This is a genomic window from Streptomyces sp. GQ60, from assembly GCF_059758875.1.
Map to the genome: position 1 here is coordinate 492772 of NZ_JCAXEG010000002.1, position 21714 is coordinate 514485.

At 73.9% G+C, this 21714-nt stretch carries 19 protein-coding genes and 2 pseudogenes; 7 read left to right on the plus strand and 14 right to left on the minus strand.

Annotated features, from left to right (window positions below; translation table 11 throughout):
• Window positions 1–87: 87 nt before the first annotated feature.
• The gene (pdxR, locus tag AC6CKD_RS07265) at window positions 88–1629 is read right to left on the minus strand and encodes a MocR-like pyridoxine biosynthesis transcription factor PdxR (protein ID WP_498326290.1); all 1542 of its coding nucleotides are present in this window, start codon (window positions 1627–1629) and stop codon (window positions 88–90) included.
• Window positions 1630–1730: 101 nt separating this feature from the next.
• On the opposite strand from pdxR, the gene AC6CKD_RS07270 reads away from it, so the two are divergent.
• Complete coding sequence (locus tag AC6CKD_RS07270) at window positions 1731–2735, plus strand: DMT family transporter (protein ID WP_498325930.1); 1005 nt, start codon at window positions 1731–1733, stop codon at window positions 2733–2735.
• A gap of 71 nt (window positions 2736–2806) precedes the next feature.
• Window positions 2807–3718: a helix-turn-helix domain-containing protein gene (locus AC6CKD_RS07275; RefSeq protein WP_498325931.1), complete on the plus strand. Its 912-nt coding sequence runs from the start codon at window positions 2807–2809 to the stop codon at window positions 3716–3718.
• Here the strand turns inward: AC6CKD_RS07275 and AC6CKD_RS07280 are convergent.
• The 3 genes from AC6CKD_RS07280 to AC6CKD_RS07290 form a co-directional block, all read right to left on the minus strand.
• A complete protein-coding gene (locus AC6CKD_RS07280) occupies window positions 3696–7133 on the minus strand; it encodes an endo-alpha-N-acetylgalactosaminidase family protein (protein WP_498325932.1) in 3438 nt (1145 codons plus the stop codon). The two genes, AC6CKD_RS07275 and AC6CKD_RS07280, sit on opposite strands and share 23 nt — an antisense overlap.
• Before the next feature lie 218 nt (window positions 7134–7351).
• A complete protein-coding gene (locus AC6CKD_RS07285) occupies window positions 7352–8722 on the minus strand; it encodes an MFS transporter (protein WP_498325933.1) in 1371 nt (456 codons plus the stop codon).
• Window positions 8723–8867: 145 nt separating this feature from the next.
• On the minus strand, window positions 8868–9242 hold the full coding sequence (locus AC6CKD_RS07290; RefSeq protein WP_243332358.1) for a YbjQ family protein: 375 nt from the start codon (window positions 9240–9242) through the stop codon (window positions 8868–8870).
• A gap of 236 nt (window positions 9243–9478) precedes the next feature.
• Between AC6CKD_RS07290 and AC6CKD_RS07295 the strand changes: the two genes are divergently transcribed.
• Window positions 9479–9964 carry a hypothetical protein gene (locus tag AC6CKD_RS07295; protein WP_498325934.1) on the plus strand — a complete coding sequence of 162 codons (486 nt, stop codon included), beginning with the start codon at window positions 9479–9481 and terminating at the stop codon, window positions 9962–9964.
• 54 nt (window positions 9965–10018) lie between these two features.
• On the opposite strand, the gene AC6CKD_RS07300 is transcribed toward AC6CKD_RS07295, so the two are convergent.
• From AC6CKD_RS07300 to AC6CKD_RS07320, 5 genes are all read right to left on the minus strand, one after another.
• On the minus strand, window positions 10019–10384 hold the full coding sequence (locus tag AC6CKD_RS07300; protein WP_498325936.1) for an NYN domain-containing protein: 366 nt from the start codon (window positions 10382–10384) through the stop codon (window positions 10019–10021).
• Window positions 10385–10435: 51 nt separating this feature from the next.
• Window positions 10436–11413 (minus strand): phosphatase domain-containing protein, encoded by a 978-nt coding sequence (locus AC6CKD_RS07305; RefSeq protein WP_498325937.1) that lies wholly within the window; start codon window positions 11411–11413, stop codon window positions 10436–10438.
• Window positions 11414–11417: 4 nt separating this feature from the next.
• A complete protein-coding gene (locus AC6CKD_RS07310) occupies window positions 11418–12626 on the minus strand; it encodes an RNA ligase (protein WP_498325938.1) in 1209 nt (402 codons plus the stop codon).
• A gap of 72 nt (window positions 12627–12698) precedes the next feature.
• Window positions 12699–13403, minus strand: coding sequence for a Rossmann-fold NAD(P)-binding domain-containing protein (locus AC6CKD_RS07315; protein WP_498325940.1), 705 nt, complete (start codon window positions 13401–13403; stop codon window positions 12699–12701).
• A 54-nt stretch (window positions 13404–13457) separates the two neighbouring features.
• The gene (locus tag AC6CKD_RS07320) at window positions 13458–13892 is read right to left on the minus strand and encodes a VOC family protein (protein WP_498325941.1); all 435 of its coding nucleotides are present in this window, start codon (window positions 13890–13892) and stop codon (window positions 13458–13460) included.
• A 268-nt stretch (window positions 13893–14160) separates the two neighbouring features.
• On the opposite strand from AC6CKD_RS07320, the gene AC6CKD_RS07325 reads away from it, so the two are divergent.
• Window positions 14161–14874: a YoaK family protein gene (locus AC6CKD_RS07325; RefSeq protein WP_498325942.1), complete on the plus strand. Its 714-nt coding sequence runs from the start codon at window positions 14161–14163 to the stop codon at window positions 14872–14874.
• A gap of 389 nt (window positions 14875–15263) precedes the next feature.
• Here AC6CKD_RS07325 and AC6CKD_RS07330 read toward each other — a convergent pair whose 3' ends face one another.
• Entirely contained in the window at window positions 15264–16208 is a 945-nt protein-coding gene (locus AC6CKD_RS07330) for a tellurite resistance/C4-dicarboxylate transporter family protein (protein WP_498325943.1), read from the minus strand.
• A gap of 142 nt (window positions 16209–16350) precedes the next feature.
• Between AC6CKD_RS07330 and AC6CKD_RS07335 the strand changes: the two are divergent.
• Window positions 16351–17310: pseudogene (locus tag AC6CKD_RS07335) on the plus strand (urease accessory protein UreD); the annotation flags it as partial.
• Between the two features lie 91 nt (window positions 17311–17401).
• Window positions 17402–17575, plus strand: coding sequence for an urease accessory protein UreD (locus AC6CKD_RS07340; RefSeq protein WP_498326292.1), 174 nt, complete (start codon window positions 17402–17404; stop codon window positions 17573–17575).
• Window positions 17576–17795: 220 nt separating this feature from the next.
• On the opposite strand, the gene AC6CKD_RS07345 is transcribed toward AC6CKD_RS07340, so the two are convergent.
• The gene (locus AC6CKD_RS07345) at window positions 17796–18410 is read right to left on the minus strand and encodes an RraA family protein (RefSeq protein ID WP_498325945.1); all 615 of its coding nucleotides are present in this window, start codon (window positions 18408–18410) and stop codon (window positions 17796–17798) included.
• A gap of 249 nt (window positions 18411–18659) precedes the next feature.
• On the opposite strand from AC6CKD_RS07345, the gene AC6CKD_RS07350 reads away from it, so the two are divergent.
• Window positions 18660–19100 (plus strand): hypothetical protein, encoded by a 441-nt coding sequence (locus tag AC6CKD_RS07350; RefSeq protein WP_498325946.1) that lies wholly within the window; start codon window positions 18660–18662, stop codon window positions 19098–19100.
• Here AC6CKD_RS07350 and AC6CKD_RS07355 read toward each other — a convergent pair.
• The 3 genes and pseudogenes from AC6CKD_RS07355 to rpmB form a co-directional block, all read right to left on the minus strand.
• A pseudogene (locus tag AC6CKD_RS07355) lies at window positions 19088–21046 on the minus strand (potassium channel family protein). The gene AC6CKD_RS07350 and the pseudogene AC6CKD_RS07355 overlap by 13 nt on opposite strands.
• Window positions 21047–21170: 124 nt before the next feature.
• A complete protein-coding gene (gene rpsN, locus AC6CKD_RS07360) occupies window positions 21171–21476 on the minus strand; it encodes a 30S ribosomal protein S14 (protein WP_498325947.1) in 306 nt (101 codons plus the stop codon).
• Window positions 21476–21712 carry a 50S ribosomal protein L28 gene (rpmB, locus tag AC6CKD_RS07365; RefSeq protein WP_498325949.1) on the minus strand — a complete coding sequence of 79 codons (237 nt, stop codon included), beginning with the start codon at window positions 21710–21712 and terminating at the stop codon, window positions 21476–21478. Before rpmB ends, rpsN begins: the two co-directional genes overlap by 1 nt.
• Between the last annotated feature and the right edge of the window lie 2 nt (window positions 21713–21714).

The following is a 21714-nucleotide window of genomic DNA, read 5'->3' on the forward strand; positions in this document are numbered from 1 at the left end:
ACGCCCTTCACTCCCGCACGACGCGCGAGTGCCCCGGAGGTTGCCGCCGTTCCCGGAAAACTTTTCGCGGCCCCGGCCGCCGCCCGCTCAGGCCCGGCTCGGCCCCCGCCGGCCCCGGCCCTCCCGCAGCCGCCGCAGGGCCGTGCCGATGACGGCCACCCCCTCCTCGATCTCCCCCACCGAACCCGCCGCGTAGCCGAGCACCAGGCCCGCGGGTCCCGGGGCCATCCGGTGCCAGGACAGCGGGTGGGCCTTGACCCCGAGGTCCAGGGCCGCGGCGGCGAGCTCCGTGTCGTCGAAGCCCCCGGCGCGCTGCGCTCCGTCGAAGGTGACCATCAGGTGCAGCCCGGCCGCCGCCCCGTGCACCCGCGCGCCGGGCAGTTCGGCGGCGATCGCGCGGAGCATCGCGTCCCGGCGGGCCCGGTGGCGCCGGCGTACGAAGCGCAGGTGGCGCTCCAGCTCCCCGGAGGCCATCAGCCGGGCCAGCACCAGCTGGGCGAGGACCGGATTGCCGAGGTCGGCGTAGCCCTTGGCCTCGATCACGGCCTCCAGCCGGCGCGGCGGGACCAGCAGCCAGCCCAGTCGCAGCGCGGGGGCGAGGAGCTTGGAGACGCTTCCGGTGTAGCAGACGGCCTCCGGGAGCATGGCCCGCAGCGCGGGGACGGGCGCCCGGTCGTAGCGGTGCTCGGCGTCGTAGTCGTCCTCGATGACGACTCCCCCGGCCGCCGCCCAGCCGAGGAGTTCGCGGCGCCGTTCTCCGTCGAGGACGACCCCGGTCGGGAACTGGTGCGCCGGTGTCAGCACCACCGCCTGGGCCGGTCCGGCCGCCAGGGCGGCGGTGTCGATGCCGCTCCCGTCCACCGGTACGGGCAGGATCTCCATGCCCCCGTGGTGCAGTTGCCGGCGCGCCCCGAGCGAGCCGGGGTCCTCCACCGCCACGCGCCGCACGCCCTCCGCACGCAGCACCTGGGCCAGCAGTCCCAGCGCCTGGGCCACGCCCGCCACCACGACCACCTCGTCGGGGGTGGCACGGATCCCGCGGTTCAGGGCGAGCCAGCCGACGATCGCCTCGCGCAGCGCGAGGGTGCCCTGCGGGTTCCCGTAGCCGAAGTCGGCGGGGGTGAGTTCGGCCAGGACCCGGCGCTCCGCCTGGAGCCAGGCCGTACGCGGGAACGCGGTCAGATCGGGTGCCCCGGGCGAGAGGTCGATCCGGCACGGGGCGGCGCGCAGTGCGTCGACGGGGCCGCCCCGGGGTCCCGGGGTGAACGGGCCGGCCGGATCCGGGGCTCCGGACCGGGCGGGCCGGGACGGGGGCGGCCGCTCGGTCACCGGCGCGGCCAGCACGACCGTCCCGGCCCGGCCGCGGCCGGACACCTGGCCGGTCTCCGCCAGCCGCTGGTAGGCCTCGGTGACCAGCCCCCGGGAGACCCGGAGTTCGGCGGCGAGGACACGGCTGGCCGGGAGCCGGCTGCCGACGGCGAGCGTGCCGTCGGCGATGGCGGCACGCAGCCGGTCGGCGAGCCAGTCGGTACGGCCGCCGACCGGGGCCCGGCCGATGTCGAGCTGGAGGAAGTCCGACCCCGCGGTTCCGGGGGCCGCGGTTTCGGAAGCCGCTGCGTTGGTCTCCACGGCTTCGGAGGCCGCTGCGTCGGGGGCCACGGGTTCGGACCCCTGGATGGCGCTCTCTTTGGACCTGTCCACGGGTCCATTGTGGCCCCAGGCTCGACGGTATGAGCACCCCACCCCCTTCACCCCGGCCGTTGCGCGACCTCGCCCCCGGCATCATCGGCATGGCCCTCGTCGGCAGCAGCGTCACCGTCTCCCACTCCCTCGTGGACTCCCCGCTCTTCGGCGTGCAGGCCGTCCGCTACACGGCTGCCGCGCTGCTCCTGTTCGGCCTGGCCCGCCTGGCGCAGGTGCCGATCCGGGCCCCGCGCGGCCGGGAGTGGCTGTGGCTGGGCGGGGTCGCAGCGACCGGGCTGGTGCTGTTCAACGTGGCCGTCGTACGGGGCGTCGCGCACGCGGAGCCGGCCGTCATCGCCGTCGCCGTCGCCTGCGCACCGATCCTGCTCGGGGTGATCGGGCCCCTGCTGGAGGGCCGCAGGCCGAGCCCGCGGGTGCTGCTCGCCGCGCTGGTGGTCGTCGCCGGGGCGGTCCTGGTGGAGGGAACGGGCCGCACGGACGCGGCCGGGGTCGGCTGGGCCGCGCTCGCGCTGGGCTGCGAGGCCGCCTTCACGCTGCTCGCGGTGCCGGTGCTGCGGCGCCACGGCCCGTGGGGGGTCTCGCTGCACGCGGTGTGGCTGGGCGCGGTGATGCTGGCGGTGCTCACGGTCTGCGCCGAGGGGCCTTCGGCGCTCGTGTCGGTGACCCCTCGCCAGTGGGCGGCCGTCGGATACCTCGCCGTCCTGGTGACGGCTGTGGCCTTCCTCCTCTGGTACCGCACGGTGGCCGCGGTGGGCGCCGGCCGGGCCGGACTGCTCGCCGGGGTGGCGCCACTCGCGGCTGCGGGCGCGGGAGCCGTCACCGGCGGCGGGGTGCCGGGGCCGGCGGTGTGGCTGGGCCTGGCCGTGGTGGTCGCCGGGCTGGCGGCCGGACTCCGGCCGGAGCGGGCCCCGGGCGGGCCGGCGGGCGCACTGCCCGCTTCGGTCACGCCGGTCACGCCGGTCACGCCGCCTGCACCGGTCGCACCGGTCGGGCGAAAGTCTCGTAACGCCCGGGAGTCCGCGGCCCCCTGAGCGCTCGCCCTGAACACTCCCCCCGAGCACTCCCCTTGAGCACGTCCCGCCTTGTGGATCACAATCCGCAGATGGCCACGCCTCCGTACAGCAGCTGGATGCGGTACTTCTCGCCGACCGCCAACCACCGCCGGCTCGGCCTGGTGTGCCTCGGTGTCGGGGTGCAGGAGGGCGTGCTGCCGGTGGTCGGCCCGCGCGCGCTCGACCATCACGTCGCGGTGGTGGTCTGCGCCGGCCGGGGCTGGTTCAGCCACGGCGGGCGGGCCCCGCAGCCGGTGACGGCCCCGGCGCTGCTGTGGCTCGTGCCCGGGGTGGAGCACCACTACGGCCCCGATCCGCAGACCGGCTGGGAGGAGTGCTTCGTGGATTTCGCCGGCCACAGCGTGGCGGCGTACACCGACCTCGGATACGTCACCCCCGACCGCCCGCTGGTACCCCTCAGCGGCACGGCCGGGGTGCGGCACGTGGTCGACGGGATCGTACGGGCGGCCCGGCTCGGCGGCCCGCTGCTGGAGGTGGAGGCCGCCGCGGCCGTGCACGGGCTGCTCGTCGCGCTGCGCTACGCCCGGGCCGGGGTGTCGCGGCACGGGGACACCGTGATGGACACCCTGGCCCGGGACGCGCTGCTGCCGATATCGGTGGCCGAGCACGCCGCCCGGCTCGGGATGACCCTCCCCGAACTGCGCGGGGCCGTGCGCGGCAGTACCGGGGAGGGGGTCAAGGAGTACCTCCTCGGCATCCGCCTGAGCCGGGCGAAGGAACTGCTGGCCCGGACCGACCTGCCGGTCGCCGGGGTCGCCCGGCGGGTCGGTTACGAGGATGCCGCCTACTTCAGCAGGCTGTTCAGCCGCCGGGTGGGCGTGGCACCCGTCCGGTTCCGCCGCCAGCAGTCGGTGCAGCAGCAGTCGGTGCAGCAGCAGTCGCCGCGGCGGCTCCCGGACCCGTCACCGCCGGGACCCGTCACGGCAGGTAGCCGATGTTGAGTTCCGCGACCGCCGTCCACGGATTGCCCGAAACCTCCCTCGTGGCCTTGAGCTTGACGTAGCGAGCCGTCCGCGCCGTGAAGGCGACGTCCTGCTGGGCGGTGGTGTTCGCGAAGGTCCCGGAGGCGGCCGGCGTCCCCCAGGTGACCCCGTCCGTGGACGTGAGGACCTGGTAGTCGGCGATGCGCCCGTTGTTCTGGGTCTGCCGGGGCAGGTAGTGCAGGGTGGAGACGTTGTACGAGGCGCCGAGGTCGAGGGTGATCTCGTGCGGCATCGGCGCGGTGGCCTGGTACCACTGGGTGTGCCAGATGGTGGCACCGTCCCCGTCGAGCACGTTGGCCGCGGCGCCGTTCTCGCCCGCGGTCTCCTGGCTGTCGACGGCCTTGACGCTCATCTGCGTCTGCGGGACGAGGAGTTCTCCGCCGCTCCCGGCGCCCAGGTCGTCGACGGCGAGGTCGTCGAGGATGAAGTCGGCCTCGTTGTGGGAGCCTTCGCCGGTCACCTTCCGTACGCCGATCCAGGCGTCGGTCCCCGCGGTGAAGGTCTTCGTGAAGGTGGTGGCCGTACGGGCCTGGTTCAGCGCGGTGGCCGTCTCGGTGCTCCCGGAGCCGGTGATGAACTGGTAGTCGCCGCTGAAACCGTTCTCGTAGCTGAAGGTGACCTTGTACGAGCGGCCGGGGGTCAGCCGCAGGGTCTGCGGGAGGGTGCGGTAGACCAAGCCCTGCCGCTCCTCGTGCGATTTCAGCGAGTTCTGCCCGTTGATCACGTCGTCGACCAGTTTCCCGCTCCAACCGGCCTGGGTGTACGGGGCGTTGCGCTGGGCGATGTGGGTGCGCGGGTCGGTGGCCGAGCCGCCGGCGCCTCCGAAGGCGAAGGGGCCCCAGCCCGCGTCGACGTTCTCGAAGTCCTCGGTGAACCAGTGGCCGTTCAGCGGGGTGCGGGCGGAGCGGACCACCCGTACGTCGTCCAGGTAGACGGTGCCGGTGCCGGAGGCCGCCGCCAGCTTGAGGGTGGCCGTGGACTGGCCGGACGGCACGTCGAAGAGCACCTTCATGCGCTGCATCTTGGTGCCGTTCTTCTCGCTGCCGCCGAGGTTGTTGGTCAGCGTCGAGGAGTCCGCGTAGACGGAGGCGGCCGTGCCACCGGCCGGGGTCACGCTGAGGGTGGTGGCCCGGCCCGCCGGGGTCGAGACCCAGACGGAGGCGGCGTAGGTGCCGGGGGTGAGGCCGGTGAGCTGCTGGGAGACGGCGGGCGCGGTGCTCGCTGCCATCGTGAGCTCGTTCTGCCCCTGGGCGTTGCGGGTGACGGCGGCGCCGGCGCCGGTGACGGTCCAGGCGTTCAGGTTGCCGGAGAAGAAGGAGGGGTCCTTGACGGGGGCGCCCTCGCCCCACTTCGGGTCGGCCTGGGCGGGGGCCGCGCCGTTGGTGACGACGTAGGCGGTCCTGGCGGCGGCGTTGATGGCGACCTGCCCGCCGCTGACGGCCAGGTCGCCGACCAACTGGCGTCCGGTGTCGGTCAGTTTGTACAGCATGGGCGAGGACCAGCCGGCCGGCAGGGCCCAGGTGGTGGATGCGGCCTTGTCGTTCCAGTGGTAGAGCTTGCCGTCGCGCGGGAGCAGGTAGGCGGATCCGTCGAGGACGGTCCGGCCGGCCGTGGTGACCTTGCGGGTGTTCCCGGAGGTGGTGACGGTGGTGCCGTTGGCGAGGGTGACCGTGTTGGCGGTCCACTTCACGATCGGGGATTCCTGGAGGTACTTGGTCGGCAGGTTGGTCGCGAACGTGGTGGTGAGGAAGGAGGTGAAGTCCCGCTTGCCCTGCCAGCCCTCGTAGGCGGTGATCTCCGCGCCGCCGAGCAGCGGGTTGGCGGCGATCCAGTCGTCCTTGGTGTGGTTGGCGATGAAGCGGGCGATGTTCGAGTTGATGCCCTTGAGGTCGGTGCCGCCGTAGTTGACGTCGGTGGCCCAGTGGTGCCAGAGGGACTGTCCGGTCAGGGAGGCGGGGAACTCGGTGGCGAGCTGGTAGCCCAGACCGCCGATCTCGCGTTCGAGCTTGCGCGAGAGGTAGCCGTCGCCGTACCAGACGTCCACGTAGAGGAAGTCCAGGCCGGGGGCGGCCGCCTTGAGGTCCTGGAGCCGCTTGAGGCGCCCGCCGGACTGGCCGTCCTTCCGGGTGTCCACGTAGTACGACTGGTCGAGCCAGTCCCAGCCGAGGCCGCCGGTCTGGTGCGCCGGGTCGAAGGTGGCCGAGACCGGGTACTCCTCGGTGGCGTTGATGTGGACGCCGAAGTCGGCGTTGTAGGTGTGGCCGACGGTGGTGAGGGTGTTCAGGTCGGTGGCGCCGCCCAGCTTGGAGCCGATGTTCTTGTAGTCCATGTGTGCCGAGTCGTGGCCCTCGGAGGCGTACCCCTTGAGCAGGACGAACTGGCCGAGTCCGTCGGTGGCGAGGTTGACCCGCTTGGTCTCGTCGAGGGTCTCGGCGAAGGGGTGGGTGGCCGCGGAGGCGAAGTTGAAGGGGATGCGCTGCACGACCCGGTCGGCGGTCTGCTGCCAGCCGGTGGGCGCGGTCCAGATGTCGCGGTAGGCGACCGCCGCGTCCTGCCAGTCCACGGTGGCGTCGGCATTGCGGTCGGCCGTGATCGCCACGCGGACGTAGGGCAGCGGCTCGGTGTCGGTGTCGGCGGCGCCCGAGGCCCGGTAGAGCCAGGACCCGCTCCACAGGCCGGCCCGGCGGTAGGCGCCCTTGTCGGTGACCTGCTTGCTGATCCGGCCGTTCTCGTTGGCGGTGCCGCCCGAGGGGGCGTCGTAGTACGAGTTGGAGTCGATGGCCGCGGCCAGCTTGCCGGTGTTGACCAGGCCGTACATCACGGTCGTGGCGGAGGCGTCGACCGGGGTGCTCGCGGTGACCGGGGTGAAGGTGTCCCCGGTGCCGGTGGTGGCGGTGTGCATCTTCGCGGTGGAGAGCGCGGCACCCTCCTGGCTGCTGCGGACGCTGACGAGGTTGTGGTGGGGGATCGCGAAGCTGCGGACGCGCAGGGCGGCCGTGTCCTCGATCGCGGTGACTTTGAACTCCACCACCGAACCGGACACCGAGAGCCGGGACCTGATGGTCACTCCGGAGAAGGCCATCGCGTAGTCCACCCCGGAGGTCGAGGGGGTCGCGGTGACGGCGGGGGTGTAGGTGGTTCCGTTGACGACGATCGTGCCGATGGTGTCCTCGTTGCCGTTCAGCACGTCCCCGGTGGCGGTCCGGGTGTAGCTGATGACGCGGGGGAAGGCGCTGTCCACGCTGACGGACAGCTCGGGCGAGGCGATCGTCACGGGGGTGGCCGCCACGGCGGGGGCGACGGGCACGGCCACGACCAAGGTGGCCACGAGACCGGCGACCGCGGCTGCGGCCGGCCAGAGGGGGGTTCGCATCGGACCTCCGGGAGTCGGCGCTTCCTGGGCGGGAGACCGCACACCGTGGAGGCCGGCGGTCCGCTCACTGACCTGACAGCCTGCGGACCGGGGCCCGGCAGGCCCATGGACAAAGCCGCACCCCGTCCTGGACTTATGTGACGTGTGGGTCGGGTGGGCGCACGCGTCGCGACCGCGCCCGGCACGTTCCGAAGGACGCGCCGGGGCCGGCCCGCGCCCTACACCCGCTCGACCCCCTCGGCGCCCTCGACCGCTCGGCGCCCCTCGACCGCTTCGGCCCCCTCGACCCCTCGGGAAGTCGGATACGAGGCCCCGGGCTCGCCGCGCCGGATCCACAGCAGGGCGCCCGCCAGGAGCATCGCGCCCCCCAGCAGCCAGGGCAGCGGTCCCCGCGGCAGCACGCCGATGACCAGGCCGGTGAGCCCCCCGGTCAGTTGCAGGGCGAGGGACTGGACCGACAGCGCCGTGGCCCGTCCCGCGCTCGACACCCGGCGGTGCAGGAGGTCGTTCTGGCTCGGCCCCGCGGCGCCGAGGCCGAGGTACACCAGGCCGTAGCCGAGGACCGCGAGCGCCAGGGCGAACGGGCCCTCGGCCACCGCGGTGGCGCCGAGCAGGAGCAGTCCGCTCGCGCCCGTGCCCAGCCCCGCCAGGACCGCGTGCTCGCCGCTGCCCGCGAGCCGGGCGGTCAGGGGTGCGAGGTGGCTGCCGAGCCCGGAGCAGAGGAAGCCGGCGCAGGCGAGGACGGCGAAGAGCATCGCGCCCGACTCGGGCGCCCCGGTGAACGACGCGGCGCGCCCCGGTGTCAGCAGTTCGAGCGCGGCGAGCGCGCCGCCCGCGGCGGCCGCGCTCAGCAGCACCCGGCGGATCAACGGGTCGCGGCCGCCCAGCCGTACGCCCTCGGCGATGGTGGCCGGGATGCCGTGGAGCACGGAGCGCAGGGTGCTCGGCGGCCGGGGCGGCTCGGGGAGCGCGGTGAGGACGTACAGCACGAAGGCCGACACCACCACCGCGCCCAGCAGCGGTGGCGTGGAGAGCGGGAGCACCAGTCCGGAGGTCGCCCGGCTCAGCTCGTCGGCGACGCCGACGCCCTGGGCGAGCAGCCAGGGGAGCGCGCCCCCGAGCAGGGTGCCCGCCGCGAGCGCGGCGGATGTCGCGGAGCCGCCGCGGGCCAGTCCGGTGCGCAGTTCCGCGTCGGGGCCGGAGTGGGCCTGGACCGTGTCGACGTACCAGGCCTCGGCGGGCCCGCTGGACAGCGCGCGCCCCGCTCCCATGAGGGCCATCCCGAGGGCGAGGACCCAGGGTGCCGTGCCCAGGCCCTGGAGGACGAAGGCCGTCAGGTTCAGCAGGCCGGCCGCGGCCAGCACGGCGCGGCGGCCGAGCACGTCGGAGAGTCCGCCGGTGGGCAGTTCCAGTGCGGCGGCGGTGACGGAGTGGGCGACGAAGAACGCGGCGACGGCGGCCAGGGACATGCCGCGCTCGGTGAAGAGCAGGATCAGCGGGCTGACGGCCAGGCCCACGGGGAACCAGTAGAGGACGCAGGCGCTCACGTAGCGGCGTCGCGCGGTGCGCGGGTCCAGGGGCCCGGTCACCGCGCGGCCCCGGCGGCCGTCCCGGCCTCGATTATGCGTTTGAATTCTGTGTGGATCACTACGGGAGGCTAGAGCTTCCTCCCGGTGATCGCCAAGAGTGCTCGTGGGGACCTTCCCCGCGGGCCCGGCCCGACCCGGCAGGCCCCTAGGTGCTTGCCGGGACCAGGATGACCGCCGTCCCGTAAGCGCACACCTCGGTGCCGACGTCGGCCGCGTCGGTCACGTCGAAGCGCATCATCAGGACGGCGTTCGCACCGCGCGCCTTCGCCTGTTCGATGAGGCGTTCCATGGCCTGATTGCGGGTCTCCACCAGGGTCTTGGTCAGGCCCTTCAGCTCGCCGCCGATCATCGATTTCAGGCCCGCGCCGATCTGGCTGCCCAGATGGCGGGAGCGCACGGTGAGGCCGAAGACCTCCCCGATGACCTGCTCGACCCGGTAGCCGGGGACGTCGTTCGTCGTCACCACCATGACACCGGTCTGCTGCGCGCCGGGGCCGCCGCCGTAATCCTCGATACCCATGGCATCCACTCTGGCGGCGCAGCGCGGTACCCGCATCCGGAGGAAGGAGCCGTGGCTTCGGAGCACCCGGGTCGCACCCCCGGGCGAACCCGCATATTGGGCATATCGGGCGAAGTCACGGTGCGTCAGCGGGATCTCCGGGCCCTCCGTCGCCATAGTCGTCCCTGGCAACCGCCTGGTTGCCACCCCGTGCCGCGTTCGCGGCCGGGCGGACGTCTTCTCGGAGGAGCCGGCTCATGCTGAAGCCCACCAGGACCATCCTCGCCCTCACCGCCGGAAGCCTGGTGCTCGGCCTGGTCGGGGCGGGCACCGCCGTCGCGGTCGACCACTCGGCGGCGCCCCTCGGCCCGGTCCTGACGGCCCCCCTCGACGAGGACGACGAGGACGGTGGCTGGGACGACGACTACGACAGCGCGCGCGGCGTCGTCATCTCGCGAGGCCCGCTGGCCGTCCGCAGCAAGCCCACCACCCACTCCCACAAGGTGGGCCGGGTGCACCCGCACGAGAAGCTCGCCATCGAGTGCAAGACGCGCGGCGAGCGGGTCGGCGGGAACAACATCTGGTACCTCCTCGAGGCGCGGGACGAGGAGGACTCGATGGATGAGGACCGCACGGGTGCGATGACCCCGAAGTCCGCGAAGGCCGCCAAGGACCGGGGCGGCCGCTGGGTCTCGGCCCGCTACGTCAAGAACCTCGGCAAGGTCCGGTACTGCCGCTCCTAGGAACCGCAGCGCGGTGAGGTGCACCTCACCGCGGTGCACCTCACCGCACGCGGCTCAGGGCCGCATCTCCGGGCGTACGGTTCGCGGGCCCACGCACCGCGCACCGTACGCCCGTACCCGATTCCGGAGTTCCCGGTCCGCCGTGACCACGACGCACCCGCCGCGCTCCGCGCAGGCGGCCGCGAGCTCCACGATCCGGTCGTCGCCGCTGCCCGGCGCCTCGTCCACCCGGACGCCCGGCACCGATGCGACGCCCCGGGCCGCGCCTTCCACGACGAGGACGATCTCCTCGCCCTCCCCGCGCAGCGCCAGCCGGTCGCGCAGCCGCTCGGCGGCGCCCCGCCGGTCCCGCCACCAGCCGTCCGGCACGGACCCGACGACGTTGGCACCGTCCACGATCAGTACGTTCGGCTCGTCCACCTTCCCAGTATGACGAACCGGCCCGCAGTCGCCGTGCTGGAAGTCGCCGTCCTAGAAGTCCCCGTAGTTGACCTGCCAGGTGGCCAGGCCCATCCGGCGCCAGATGGCCACCACGCGGTCGCGGTCGTCCAGGGAGACCCGGACCGCGTACCGGTCGCGCACGTGGGCGTTGAACAGCTCCGCCTTCACGATGTCGTCGCGGCGGTTGTCTCCCGCCGCCCGCATCCACAGCTCGTCGTACGGGACTTCGTGCTCCCGCAGCCAGGCCTCGGTCGGCTCCCGGTGGTCCTCCCCGCGCCCGGACAGCAGCACGATGGTGTCGCCGTCGGCCCGTCGGAAGGAGTCCAGCGCGTCGCGCACCGGCGTGTTCAGCGTGTCCAGGCCGCAGCGCGAGAAGTCGTACGGATTGCGGTCCCCGGTCATCGCGAGCGTGCCGTCGATGTCGCACATCACCGCCGTGGGCAGCGCCGGGTCGGGGACGTACGGGGACACGTCCGGCTGGTCGTTGAGCCAGTCCGAAGTGAGCCGCCAGCCGCCCTTCTTGGCCTTCGCGTGCTTGTCCGCGAGTATCCGGATGATCTCCTCGCCGACCTGGCGCTCGCGGGCGGCGTCGCGCCGCAGGCACTCCTCCACGGGCACGCCGGTGTAGTCGTGCACGACGAAGGTGGCCCGTCCGGCTACGGCCGCCTTGAGCCGCTTGGGGATGTACGAGGTCAGGTGGGTGTTGTCGACGACCACGTCGAAACCGCCCTCGACGGCCGCGCTGACGGCCGCGTCCTGGATGTCCAGCACGGTCTGCTCGTGCTTGTACGAGCGCCCGCGCTCCGGGTCCGGCACGTCGAGCATGGCCCGCAGGTCGTCGAGGTTGACGCGGCGCATCCGACCGCCGGACTCCGCCTGGAGGGCGCGCGCGGCGGTGGTCTTCCCGGAGGCCGGCAGACCCGTCATGACGTGGACCACCGGAAGCGCGGGGGGCGCGGCAGGCGCGACCGGGGACGCGGGGGTCTCGGTTTCGGGTGCTTCGGACACGGGCTCAGTTCTCCTCGTCGTTCGTGAAGGGGTCGGACGTCTCGGGCCGCACCTGCCGCCAGGTGACGAGCTCGGTCGTCCTGCCGTCGAGGCGCTGGAACAGCGCGCCGCGGATCCCGCCGTCGCGGATCCCCTTGGCGGCGCGCGCGAACGCGCCGCGGTCGGCGGCCAGGTGGGCCAGCGAGGCGTACGCCTCGTCGATGGCGCGCTCGCGGAGCGCGGCCTCGGCCTCGAGGCGTTCGATCACCGAGCGCACCCAGTGGTCGAACTCGTCGGGCACCTGCTCAAGCAGTGCGTCGAGCGGCTTGCCGCCCGAGGCCTCGATGTCGGCGACGGTGCAGTTCAGGCCCTGGGCGAGCTGCTTGAGGGGCAGGCCGGCGAACCGCTGGATGCCGTGCCCGCGCCAGATGTCCCGCTCGGTCACACCGGTGAGCACCTTGTGGAGGCGTACGTACTCGGCGATCTTGGCCTTGGCCCGGACGCCCGAGGCGAAGCGCAGGACGAAGCCCTCCGCGTCGGTGCCGGTCGCGGCGGCCCCGCCCGGCAGCGTGCTGGACCCGGTCAGCGCGAGCAGCTCGCCCAGCGGCATGGCGGGCCACACGGTGACCACGGAGCCGATGCCCTCCCAGTGCGCGGCGGCCTCGGCGAGCGGCACCTCGGTGCCGTCCGTTCCGTACGCGGCGAGCAGGACCAGGTCGCGGCGGTCCCCGTAGTCCACGACGATGCGGTTCTGCGGGTACAGGATCTCCGCGAGGTAGGTGGTGCCGGGGACCAGCCCGGAGGTGTCCCGTCCGTCGAGGCGGCGCTGCGCCCAGACGGCCTGGGCACTGGTGAAGGAACCCCTGGACGCGGCCCGCCACTTCCCGGCGTAGTGGAAGAGGACCCCGAGGCTGCCGTCGACCTTGTCGTACACCTCGAACGGCTCGTCCGGCAGGGCCGGAGCGTACGGCCGGCCCGACGCGTGCTCGCCGACGTTGAAGAACTTGGGCAGCGGCAGCGCGACGACCGCGCCGGTGACGTCGTCGGCGACGAGTCCGCGGCAGCGCGTGGTGACCTGGTTCCAGACCTGCTCGTACTGGGCGGTCCGGGTGTAGGTGTAGAGGGACAGCGGCAGCTCGGGGTGGGCCTTGCGGGCCACGTATCCGGCGTCGATGGCCTCGGTCAGCGCCTGCGCGGGCATCAGGTCGTGCAGAGTCAGGCGGTCCTGGCTCATGGGGGTCCTCCCGGTTCGAGATGCCTCATTCTCGGGGGAGGAGGGCCCCGGCCGAAACCCAATATCCGCGCGTTACCGCAGGTCCGCCGACCCGTGCGGGTCCTGTCCGCCCACCCGGTTGATGTCTCGGGGGCGCAGGATCCGCTGGGTGGCCGCGTCGCCGGGCCCGGCCGCGGCGACGGCGATCATGGCGCGGCCCAGGGCCCCGGTGGTGGTCACGAGATGCGGTGCGAAGCGCCGCAGGACCGGGAAGAGCGGTGCGGCGACGGCGTACCCGGCGCGGTAGAGCGGGGTCTTGGACGCGATGCCGCGGTCCGGCTGCACGATCCCCGGCCGGAACATGTACGCCTCGAAGGGCAGCTTCAGCAGGTCGTTCTCGGTCTTCCCCTTGACCCGGGCCCACATGGAGCGGCCGCTCTCGGTGCTGTCGGTGCCCTCGCCGGATACGTAGGCGAAGGTCAGCTGCGGGTTGGCGGCGGCGAGGGCACGGGCGGCGGCGAGCGTCAGACCGTAGGTGATCCGCCGGTACTCCTCCTCCTTCATGCGGAAGGAGGAGATGCCGAGGCAGAAGAAGCACGCGTCGTACGAGGCCAGGTCCAGGCCGGGCTCCGACAGGTCGGTCGGATCCGCCCGGACGAGCTCGCGCAGCTTGGGGTGGCTGACGGCGAGGGGGGTGCGGCCGATGGCGAGGACGCTTTCGACGGACTCGTCGCGCAGGCACTCGCGCAGCACGCCCCGGCCGATCATGCCGGTCGCGCCGAAGAGGATGACGTTCACGGGGCCACCCTAGGGCCTGTCGTCACACTCCCGTCGTCGCCCGAAGGGCGCCGCTCAATGGGAGACGCACAGCTCGTTGCCCTCGGGGTCGGCGAGGGTGGTCCAGGTGGAGGGGCCCTGGCTGCCTTCGTGCAGGTACTCCGCCCCCTTGGCGAGGAGCCGGTCGACCAGGGCCCGCGGGTCGTCCTCGCCGGTGCGGACGTCGAGGTGGACGCGGTTCTTGACGGTCTTGGGCTCCTCGATGAACTGGAAGAGGATGCGGGGGGCCCGTTCGAGGCCCTCGGGGTGGCGGATCCCCTGGCCCGCCTTCCAGACGAGGACGCCCCGGTGCGTGGTGGTGTCCTCCTCGGTCGCCCGCCCGGCGGCGATCATTTCGCGGATGAAGTCCTCGTCGCTCGCCTCGACTTCCCATCCGAGGGCCTCGGCCCACCAGTCGGCGAGGGCATGCGGTGTGGCGGAGTCCACGGTGATCTGAAACGTGTAGGCCATGCGGCGACCCTATCCGTGGGGCTCCCCGGATCCGTGGCAAGAAGCGCCGGTCGGGTCGCGGTTCGAGCGGGAACTTCCGCGCCGGTGGCCCCGGTTCGAAGGCCGCCCGCCGGGACCATCCGCGGGTCGTTCCTCCGCGCGTGCGCCCGTCATCGCTAGCATGTCCGAGGGCGAAGCCCCCTTCCGTTCCACCTCGCTTCCCGGGAGCGCGCGCCCCTCCGCTTCCGCCCGTCGCGGACCGGCCCGCGCGATGATCCAGAGGTACCCCATGGCCTCCACCCCGTCCCGGCGGCGCGGGATCCTGCGCCCGCTGGCCGCGCGGCTGTTCCCGCCGGACGCGGCGGGAGCGGAGTCTCCCCACGGGGTGCTGCCGCCGCTGCTGATCGTCCTCACCTTCGTCAGCGGCGTGGTCGACGCGGTGAGCTACCTGGGTCTCGGCCACGTCTTCGTGGCCAATATGACGGGCAACGTGGTCTTCCTCGGCTTCGCGATCGCCGGGGACCGCTCCCTGTCCGCCCCGGACTCCCTGCTGGCCGTAGGTGCCTTCCTAGCCGGGGCGGCGGCAGCCGGCCGGCTGCGGCGGACCACCGAGGCGGCCCGGATGTTCGCGCCGCTGGTGGCGGTGCAGACCGCCCTGGTGGGCGGGGCGCTCACCCTGACCGCGCTCGGCGCCGGGCCGCCCGGGGTCATCACGCTGCTCGCGCTCGGCATGGGTCTGCAGAACGCCGTCGTCCACCGGCTCGCCGTCCCCGACCTGACCACCACCGTCGTCACCAGGGCCCTGACCGGGCTGGCGGCCGATCCCTGGGGGCCGGGGCCGCTGCGCCGCCTCGTGACGGTCGCGGCCCTGCTGCTCGGAGCCCTCACCGGCGGTCTGCTGACGTTGCGTCATGGGGCGTTGTGGGCACTGGCCTTGGCGGTTTGCCTGCTGGCCTGCGTAGCCCTCTCCCCGCGATGGGACGGCGCCGGACGGCGGCCGTAGGGTCAGGCCGCCCCAGGGCAAGCGTCGGCCGGCGCGTACGTCGGGACCGGCGAGCGGGGTGCGCGGCGCGCATTCGCAGCCACCCTCCAGGCTTTACGCCCTTCCCGGCCGTGCGCAGGGGGCGATTTTGCTGGGCGATGGACAGGCGGCGACACGTGGCCGTCTATGCGCAGACGTCGACACGGAGGACGCCGCGACGGAGACGTCGATGTCGAGGCGTCTCCGTAAGCGCCTTTTCGGTGGCAGCACTTCGGCTCCGGACATTCGGCGGTGCCGTTTCCACGATGGCGTTCCGACGCGCGGTGTTCCCATCCCCCACCCCTCTCCCCCGCCCCTCTCCCCCGCAATCCGCCCCGGCGGGGCACTGCCGGGAATCCGGGGGTCTCCGCTCACTTTCGCAGCCGGGGCCCGCGGTCCGCGAGGAGGGCGACGAAGGTCAGTACCCATGCCCCGACCGCCACCCAGAGCAGCACCGTGCCGAGGGGCCGCAGCCACTCCACCCCGGTCGGGGCGGCCGCCGCGAGGCAGGCGGTCGCCGTCATGCCGAGCGGGAAGACGCTCGACCAGCGCCGGATGTCGTAGCGGGGCCGCGGCCGGACCGCTTCGGCGGCGAGGAGCACGGCGTACCAGGCCAAGGAGAGGCCGAGGGCCGCCAGGGTGGCGGTACGCAGCCCCGCGTGCGCCCATCCCGTCCACAGCGGTGACGCCGTGAGCCCCGAGCCGGCGAGGGCGGTGATGGAGAGCGCCCCGCCGGCCACCCAGTGGTCGCCCGCACCCGAGACGACCTGGCGGAAGTCGAAGCGTACGAGGGACTCCGCGTAGAGCAGCAGTCCCAGGCAGAACGCGGCCAGCGCGGCACGGCCGAGCCAGTCGCGGCCGGTGGCGGCGGCCAGGGTGCCCGCCAGGACGGCGAGCCCCTGGGTGGCCACGCAGACGAGGAACGCGGCACCGGGCATCCGGTAGCCCCAGTGCCTCAGTACGGCGACCAGCAGCCCCGGCCAGAGCGCGGCGGCCAGCACCAGCAGCCCGAGGGCCACGGGCTGCCATCCGAGGAGGGAGAGCCGGGTGCCGAGCACGGCCGTGGCGGCCACGGCGGTGAGGGCCGCCGGGGTGTCGGCCTCGGCGTGGAACCGCCGACGGTCACCCAGGAGCCGGGCGGTGAAGTCGGCGGCGAGGACGAGCCACAGTGCGGCGGAGACGACCAGTGCGGCGATCGACAGCGCGTCCCGGCCGATCAGGTGCAGTCCGGCCGAGATGATCCCGGCCGCCATGACGGCGGCGCCGGCGGCCGGCGACAGCTCGGCCCACCATCGGGCACCCGCAATGACTCGCACCCCACCAAGGGACACCACCGCACCGGGTCCGGACGCGTCGGCGCGCCATCGCGGCGGCGGCGATGACCCTTCCGGGCGCGCCGAACGGTCTCGCCCGCACCATCCGACATTCGATGTTCCGCTTCAACTTCCGTTCACGGGAATGGGAACGGAGCCCGCACGCCACGTTCCTCCCGCCCAGCCGGGCATCTTCCTCCGCGCCACCCTCGCCGCCGGCCGGCAGTTCGCCCTCTACGGACTCCTCGGCGCGGTCGTCGGCACCGCCACCGCCGACGCGTTCGGCAACGACCGCGAGATCGTCTCGGCCGGACTGCGCGGCTTCAACGGCACCCTCGTCTCGCTCGGCAGCATCACCGTGGTGGTCGTCACCTCGGCGCCGGCGACGATCCTCGGCACCTGGAACATCCCCCCGTTCACCGCGCCGTTCTGCATGGCGCCCCGTGGTGCTGACCAACTGCCTCACCGGGCAGGGCCTGGAGGACGTGGCCACCTTCATCGAGTCCTTCCGCCGGGTGCCGGCGTGAACGTCGCCGCGGACCCGCCCCGCACCCCGCCCCGCGCCCTCCTGCCGCCCGCACGCCTGGAGGCAGCGCACTACGAACCGCCGCGCGTCCCCCTGGAGGTCCTGCGGCACTCCTCGGTGCCCGACACCCTCGGTGTCGGGCGGCCCGGCAAGGTCGGCCTGCTGGAGCTGGGCTTCGAGCGGGTCGGCGGGCGCACGGAGCTGGTGCGGCACTACCAGAAGACCCCGCTCCAGATCATGCGGCCGCTCTACGCCGCCCTGCAGACCTTCCTGACCGTCGGCCCGGACGCGTACGTCGAGTACCTGCCGGACCCGGTCATCCCCTACGTCGACTCCCGCTTCTACCAGCGCACGGTGATCACCGCCGACCCCACGGCCACCGTGCTGGCGAGCGAGACCGTCCTGGCCGGCCGGCTCGCGCACGGAGAGCGCAACGCCTACCGGGTCTTCGCCTCCGACTTCGAACTACGTCGGCCGGGGAGTGAGTTGGTGGCCCTGGACACCGTTCGACTGGAACCGGGCGGGGCCGAGGGGGTCGGCGGCCACCGCGTGGCCGGCTGCTCCGTCGACGGACCCGCCGTGCTGGCAGGCCGGTCCGTGATGGCCTGCTTCTTCGCCGTCAGCCCCGCTCGCCCCCGCCCGCGAGCTCGCCGACCTGCTGCACGCGACCCTGGCCGGCCGCGGACTCCCGTACGGGGTCAGCGTGCTGCCGCAGGACTGCGGGGCCTGGGTGCGGGTGCTCGGCGAGCACACCGAGGCCGTGACCCGGGCGCTCGGGGCCGCCTGGGACGCGGTGCGGCGCAGGCTGATCGGCGTACCCGCCCCGGACCTGCGCAAGTCCTGAACTCGCCGAACTCGCCTCACCCGTCGGGATGGACCCGTGTGATCCCACCGTCCCCCGGCGGCGGAGCCGGCTCGTGTCCCGCTCCGCCGGCGGAGGGTGGCGCGGGCCGCGCCCGTACCGGGACGCCGAGGGCCGGAGTGCGGCCGACCGGGGGCCGCGCGGTGCCCCGGACGGCCGGCCCGGCCGGGTGCACACCCGTCGGGACCCGGCGTACGTGTGGTCAGCCGGTGAAGCCGAGGCCGCCCAGCGCCTTCTCGATGCGCGCGCGGTGCTGCTCCTCCCAGGCGTCCAGGGACTCCCCGGCCTCCTTGGCCAGCTTGTCCCGGGCGGCGCTCAGGATCTCCTCGCGCCGGGCGGCCGGGGTGACCACGATGCCCTCTTCGTCGGCTACCACGATGTCTCCGGGACACACCGTCACGCCGCCGACCCGGACCGGGCCGCCGAGCGAGCCGAGCTTCTTCTTGCCTCCCGGGATGGGGATGACTCCGCGGGCGAAGACGGGAAAGCCCGCTTCGCGCACCTCCGCGAGGTCGCGCAGCAGCCCGTCGAGCACGAACGCGGCGATGCCCCGGCGCTGGGCGACGGCGCACACGTTGCCGCCGGCGAGCGCGTAGTCCAGATCGCCCGATTCCACGACGATGACCGAGCCGGGCTCGGCGCGGTAGATGGCCGCGTGCAGCATCAGGTTGTCCCCTGGCTCGCACCGCACCGTGTACGCGGGTCCCGCGACGCGCGGCGCGTCCCACAGCGGGCGGATACCGATGTCCATGACCTGCTCGCGGCCCAGGAAGTCGGCGAGGGTGGTGGGCGGGACGCCCTTGAAGCCGTATGGCATGTCGGTCCTTTTCTCGCTGCCGGTTCTCCCGGCCCCGCCGGGCACCGAGATCGTAGGGCACGGATCACGGCGCGTTCTCCGCGGCGCAGCGGCCGCCCTCCGAACCGGTGCCGCGCCGCCTCCGCTCCGCCCCGGCCCGGCCCGGCCGGCATCCGCCGCTCCGCCGCTACCGTGTGGCCATGGAGACCTACACCGCCCCACGCGTGAAGTCCGCCGGCGTCCACACCGGCCGGGCCTGAGGCCCCGCCCGTGGACGCGCCCCCGCACGGAGCCTGGCTGCGCACCGGCATCAGCCGCGACGGCGGCCCGCTCCGGGAGACCGAGCACGTCGTGTGGCTCCAGACCGGCACCCTCTACGCGGACAGCCGCGGGTTCGCCGGAACCACCTCGTACGACGGCGCGCTGATCACCTTCCACCACGACGTCGGCGCCCCCGGCCACGACGTCGGAGTCCTGCGCCCGGACGGCGGCGGCCTGATCGAAACGGGCAGCAACCCCGACGGCAGCACCTTCCTGGAGGTCTGGTCCCCGCTGCCGCACGCCGAGGGTCCCGCGGGCTGCTGGATCGCCGCGGGCACCCAGACCGTGCGCGTGGGTGCCCACGTGGTGCACGTCGACGCCTCCGGACACGGCTCGCACCACGTCCTCCTGCCCACCGGCGGCGTCCCGCCGGCGGCTCAGCCGGGCTGACCCGCTCCGGTGTCCGCGGCGCCGGCCGTACGGGCCTGGCCGCGGCCGAGCAGTTCGGCGAGGCCGCGCCGGGTGGCGGCCATGACCACGCGGTCCTGCGGCCGCAGGACGTAGCCGGGGCGCAGGTCCCAGACCAGGGCGGGGCGCCTGGCCGTGTCGTAGCCCGGCTCCGTGATGAGCCCGGGGCGGCGGTTCTCCGGGGCGGCGGTGTCCAGGGCGACGACCCGCCAGGCGCCGGGCCGGAAGGATTCCGCGATGGTGCGGCCCTCCAGCTGGGGATGGCCCGCGACCTCCAGCACGGCGAACACCAGCACCCGGCGCTCCACCGGGATCGCGCCGAGCACCTGGCGGCCCATCATCGCCCCGGCGAAGGCGGGTGCGGCCAGATGGGAGACGCTGCGGCTCCGGGTGAGGGCTTCCGGGTGGGCCTCGCGCAGGGTGCGGTAGACGGCGGTGGCGAACTCGTTGTCGTACAGCCGCATCACCACCCGTACGTCGGGCTTCACCGAGCGGGCGTAGAGCGCTGCCTCCAGATTGGTGGTGTCCGAGCTGGTCACCGCGAGCAGGGCGTGGGCACGGTGGATCCGGGCGGCCTCCAGGACCCCTTCGTCGGTGACGTCGCCGACCACGACGGGCACGTGCAGGCGGCGCGCGAGGGCGATCCCGCGGGCCCGGGGGTCGGACTCCACGCACACCACGGGGATCCCCAGTTCCCGCAGCCGTGCGAGGACCCTGGCGCCGACCTTGCCGAGGCCGAGCAGCACGACGTGGCCGGACAGGCCGCGCGGCGGCCTGCGCAGGGCGGTGGCGGTGCGGAAGGCGCCCAGTGCTTCGAGCGCCGCCGCGACCAGGACGGGCAGCAGGAGCAGCCCGACGAACCCGGCCAGGATCTGCAGCAGCTACCGCTCGGGCGGCTGGTCGAGGGTGGGGTCGTTGAGCGCGAAGACGTCGAGCAGCGTCAGGTAGGTGGCGTGCAGCGGGGTGTCCCCCGTGACCAGGGAGGAGGCCACGGCCAGGGCGGCGACGGCGGCCGTGATGCCGGCCAGCGTCCAGCGGAGCCTGCGGGAGAACAGCGAACCCACCGGCAGGGAGACCTGGTTCAGCCGGCGCCCCTCCGGCGCGGCCGTGGCGTGGGAGACCGCTTCCAGCGCGACGATCCCCCGGCCGGTCGCGGCCGCCACGGACCGGGCGTCCGGGAGCAGTTGCGGGCCGCGGTCCCCGCCGAGCTCCGATCCGTCGGCGCCGGCCGGGTCCACGGCGGTGGCGGAGAGCAGGGCCAGGGTGCACAGGCCCGGGTCGGCCACCTCGCCGGGGCCGGGAGGCGTACGTTCCACCGCGCGCAGGAGCAGACCGTCGGCCTGGATCACCTTGCTGGTCCCGGCGACGGCGGAGGCGGCGAGCGCGGGGGCGGCCGTATCGGCGTCGGAGAGCACGGTCGTGGCGGAGTCGAGTCCCCGCCGGTCGATCCCGGGCTCCGCGACGAGCGCCGCCTGGTCGAGCAACTCCTCCAGGTGCTGGCCGAGTTTGCGGTTGTAGAGGCGGATGACGAGCCGCAGCCTGGGGTTGAGCCGCCGGGCCATCAGGGCGGCCCGTACGTTCGTCTCGTCGTCCTCGTAGACGAGCGCCAGCGCTGCCGCGCCGGCCACCCCGGCGGCCGACAGTGCTTCCTCGTCGGGGGCGGTAGCCTCCAGCACCCGCAGTTCCGGTACGAGCACCTCCGTCGCGGCGGCCCGGTCCCCGGCGGCCGTGCGGTTCCGCGCGGCCGGGAACCGTCCGAGCAGGGCCCGCCCGGCCCCGGCCCGGGTCCGGGGCAGGGCCTGTCCGGGCCCCGCCCCGGGCCGTACCTCGCGGCCGGCGGGGACGACCAGCGTCACCCGCTCCTCGTACACCTCGCGGAGTTCCGCGGCCAGGCGGTGGGCGAGCCCGTCGTCCCCGCAGACGACCATCAGGTCGGCGGAGTCGGGCTGTTGAGGACGCGCGGAGGGAGGGGACACCGCCCCAGCATGCCGTGTCCGCCGGTCCGGTCCGGCAGCGGCCGCGCCGTGAGGGCGGCGCGGACCTGCGCCCCCGTCACCAGGAGGACTTGGTCACTCCCGGCAGGAAGCCTGCGTGCGCCTGTTCCCGCATCCGCACCCGGGACAGCCCGAACTTCCGCAGGTGCCCGCGCGGGCGCCCGTCCACGGCGTCCCGGTTGCGCACCCTGGTGGCGCTGGCGTCGCGCGGCTGTCGCAGCAACTCCCCGAGCGCGGCGGCCCTTTCGGTCTCGGTCGAGGAGGGCCTGCGCAGTATCTCCTTCAACTCGGCGCGCCGCGGGGCGTACCGGGCGACGAGTTCCTTGCGCCTCTCGTTCTTGGCGATCTTCCCTCGCTTGGCCATCAGACCTTGACCCCCCGGGCGCGGATCCGGGCCACGGCCGCCTCGACGCCGATCACGTCGATCGTCTTGATCGCCTTGGCGCTGAGGGTCAGGCGGACGTGGCGCCCCTCGCTCGCCAGCCAGTAGCGCTTGTGCTGGATGTTCGGGTCGAAGCGGCGCGAGGTGCGGCGGTGCGAGTGGGAGATGCTGTTGCCGAAGCCGGGTTCGGCTCCGGTCAGCTGGCAGTGGGCGGACATGG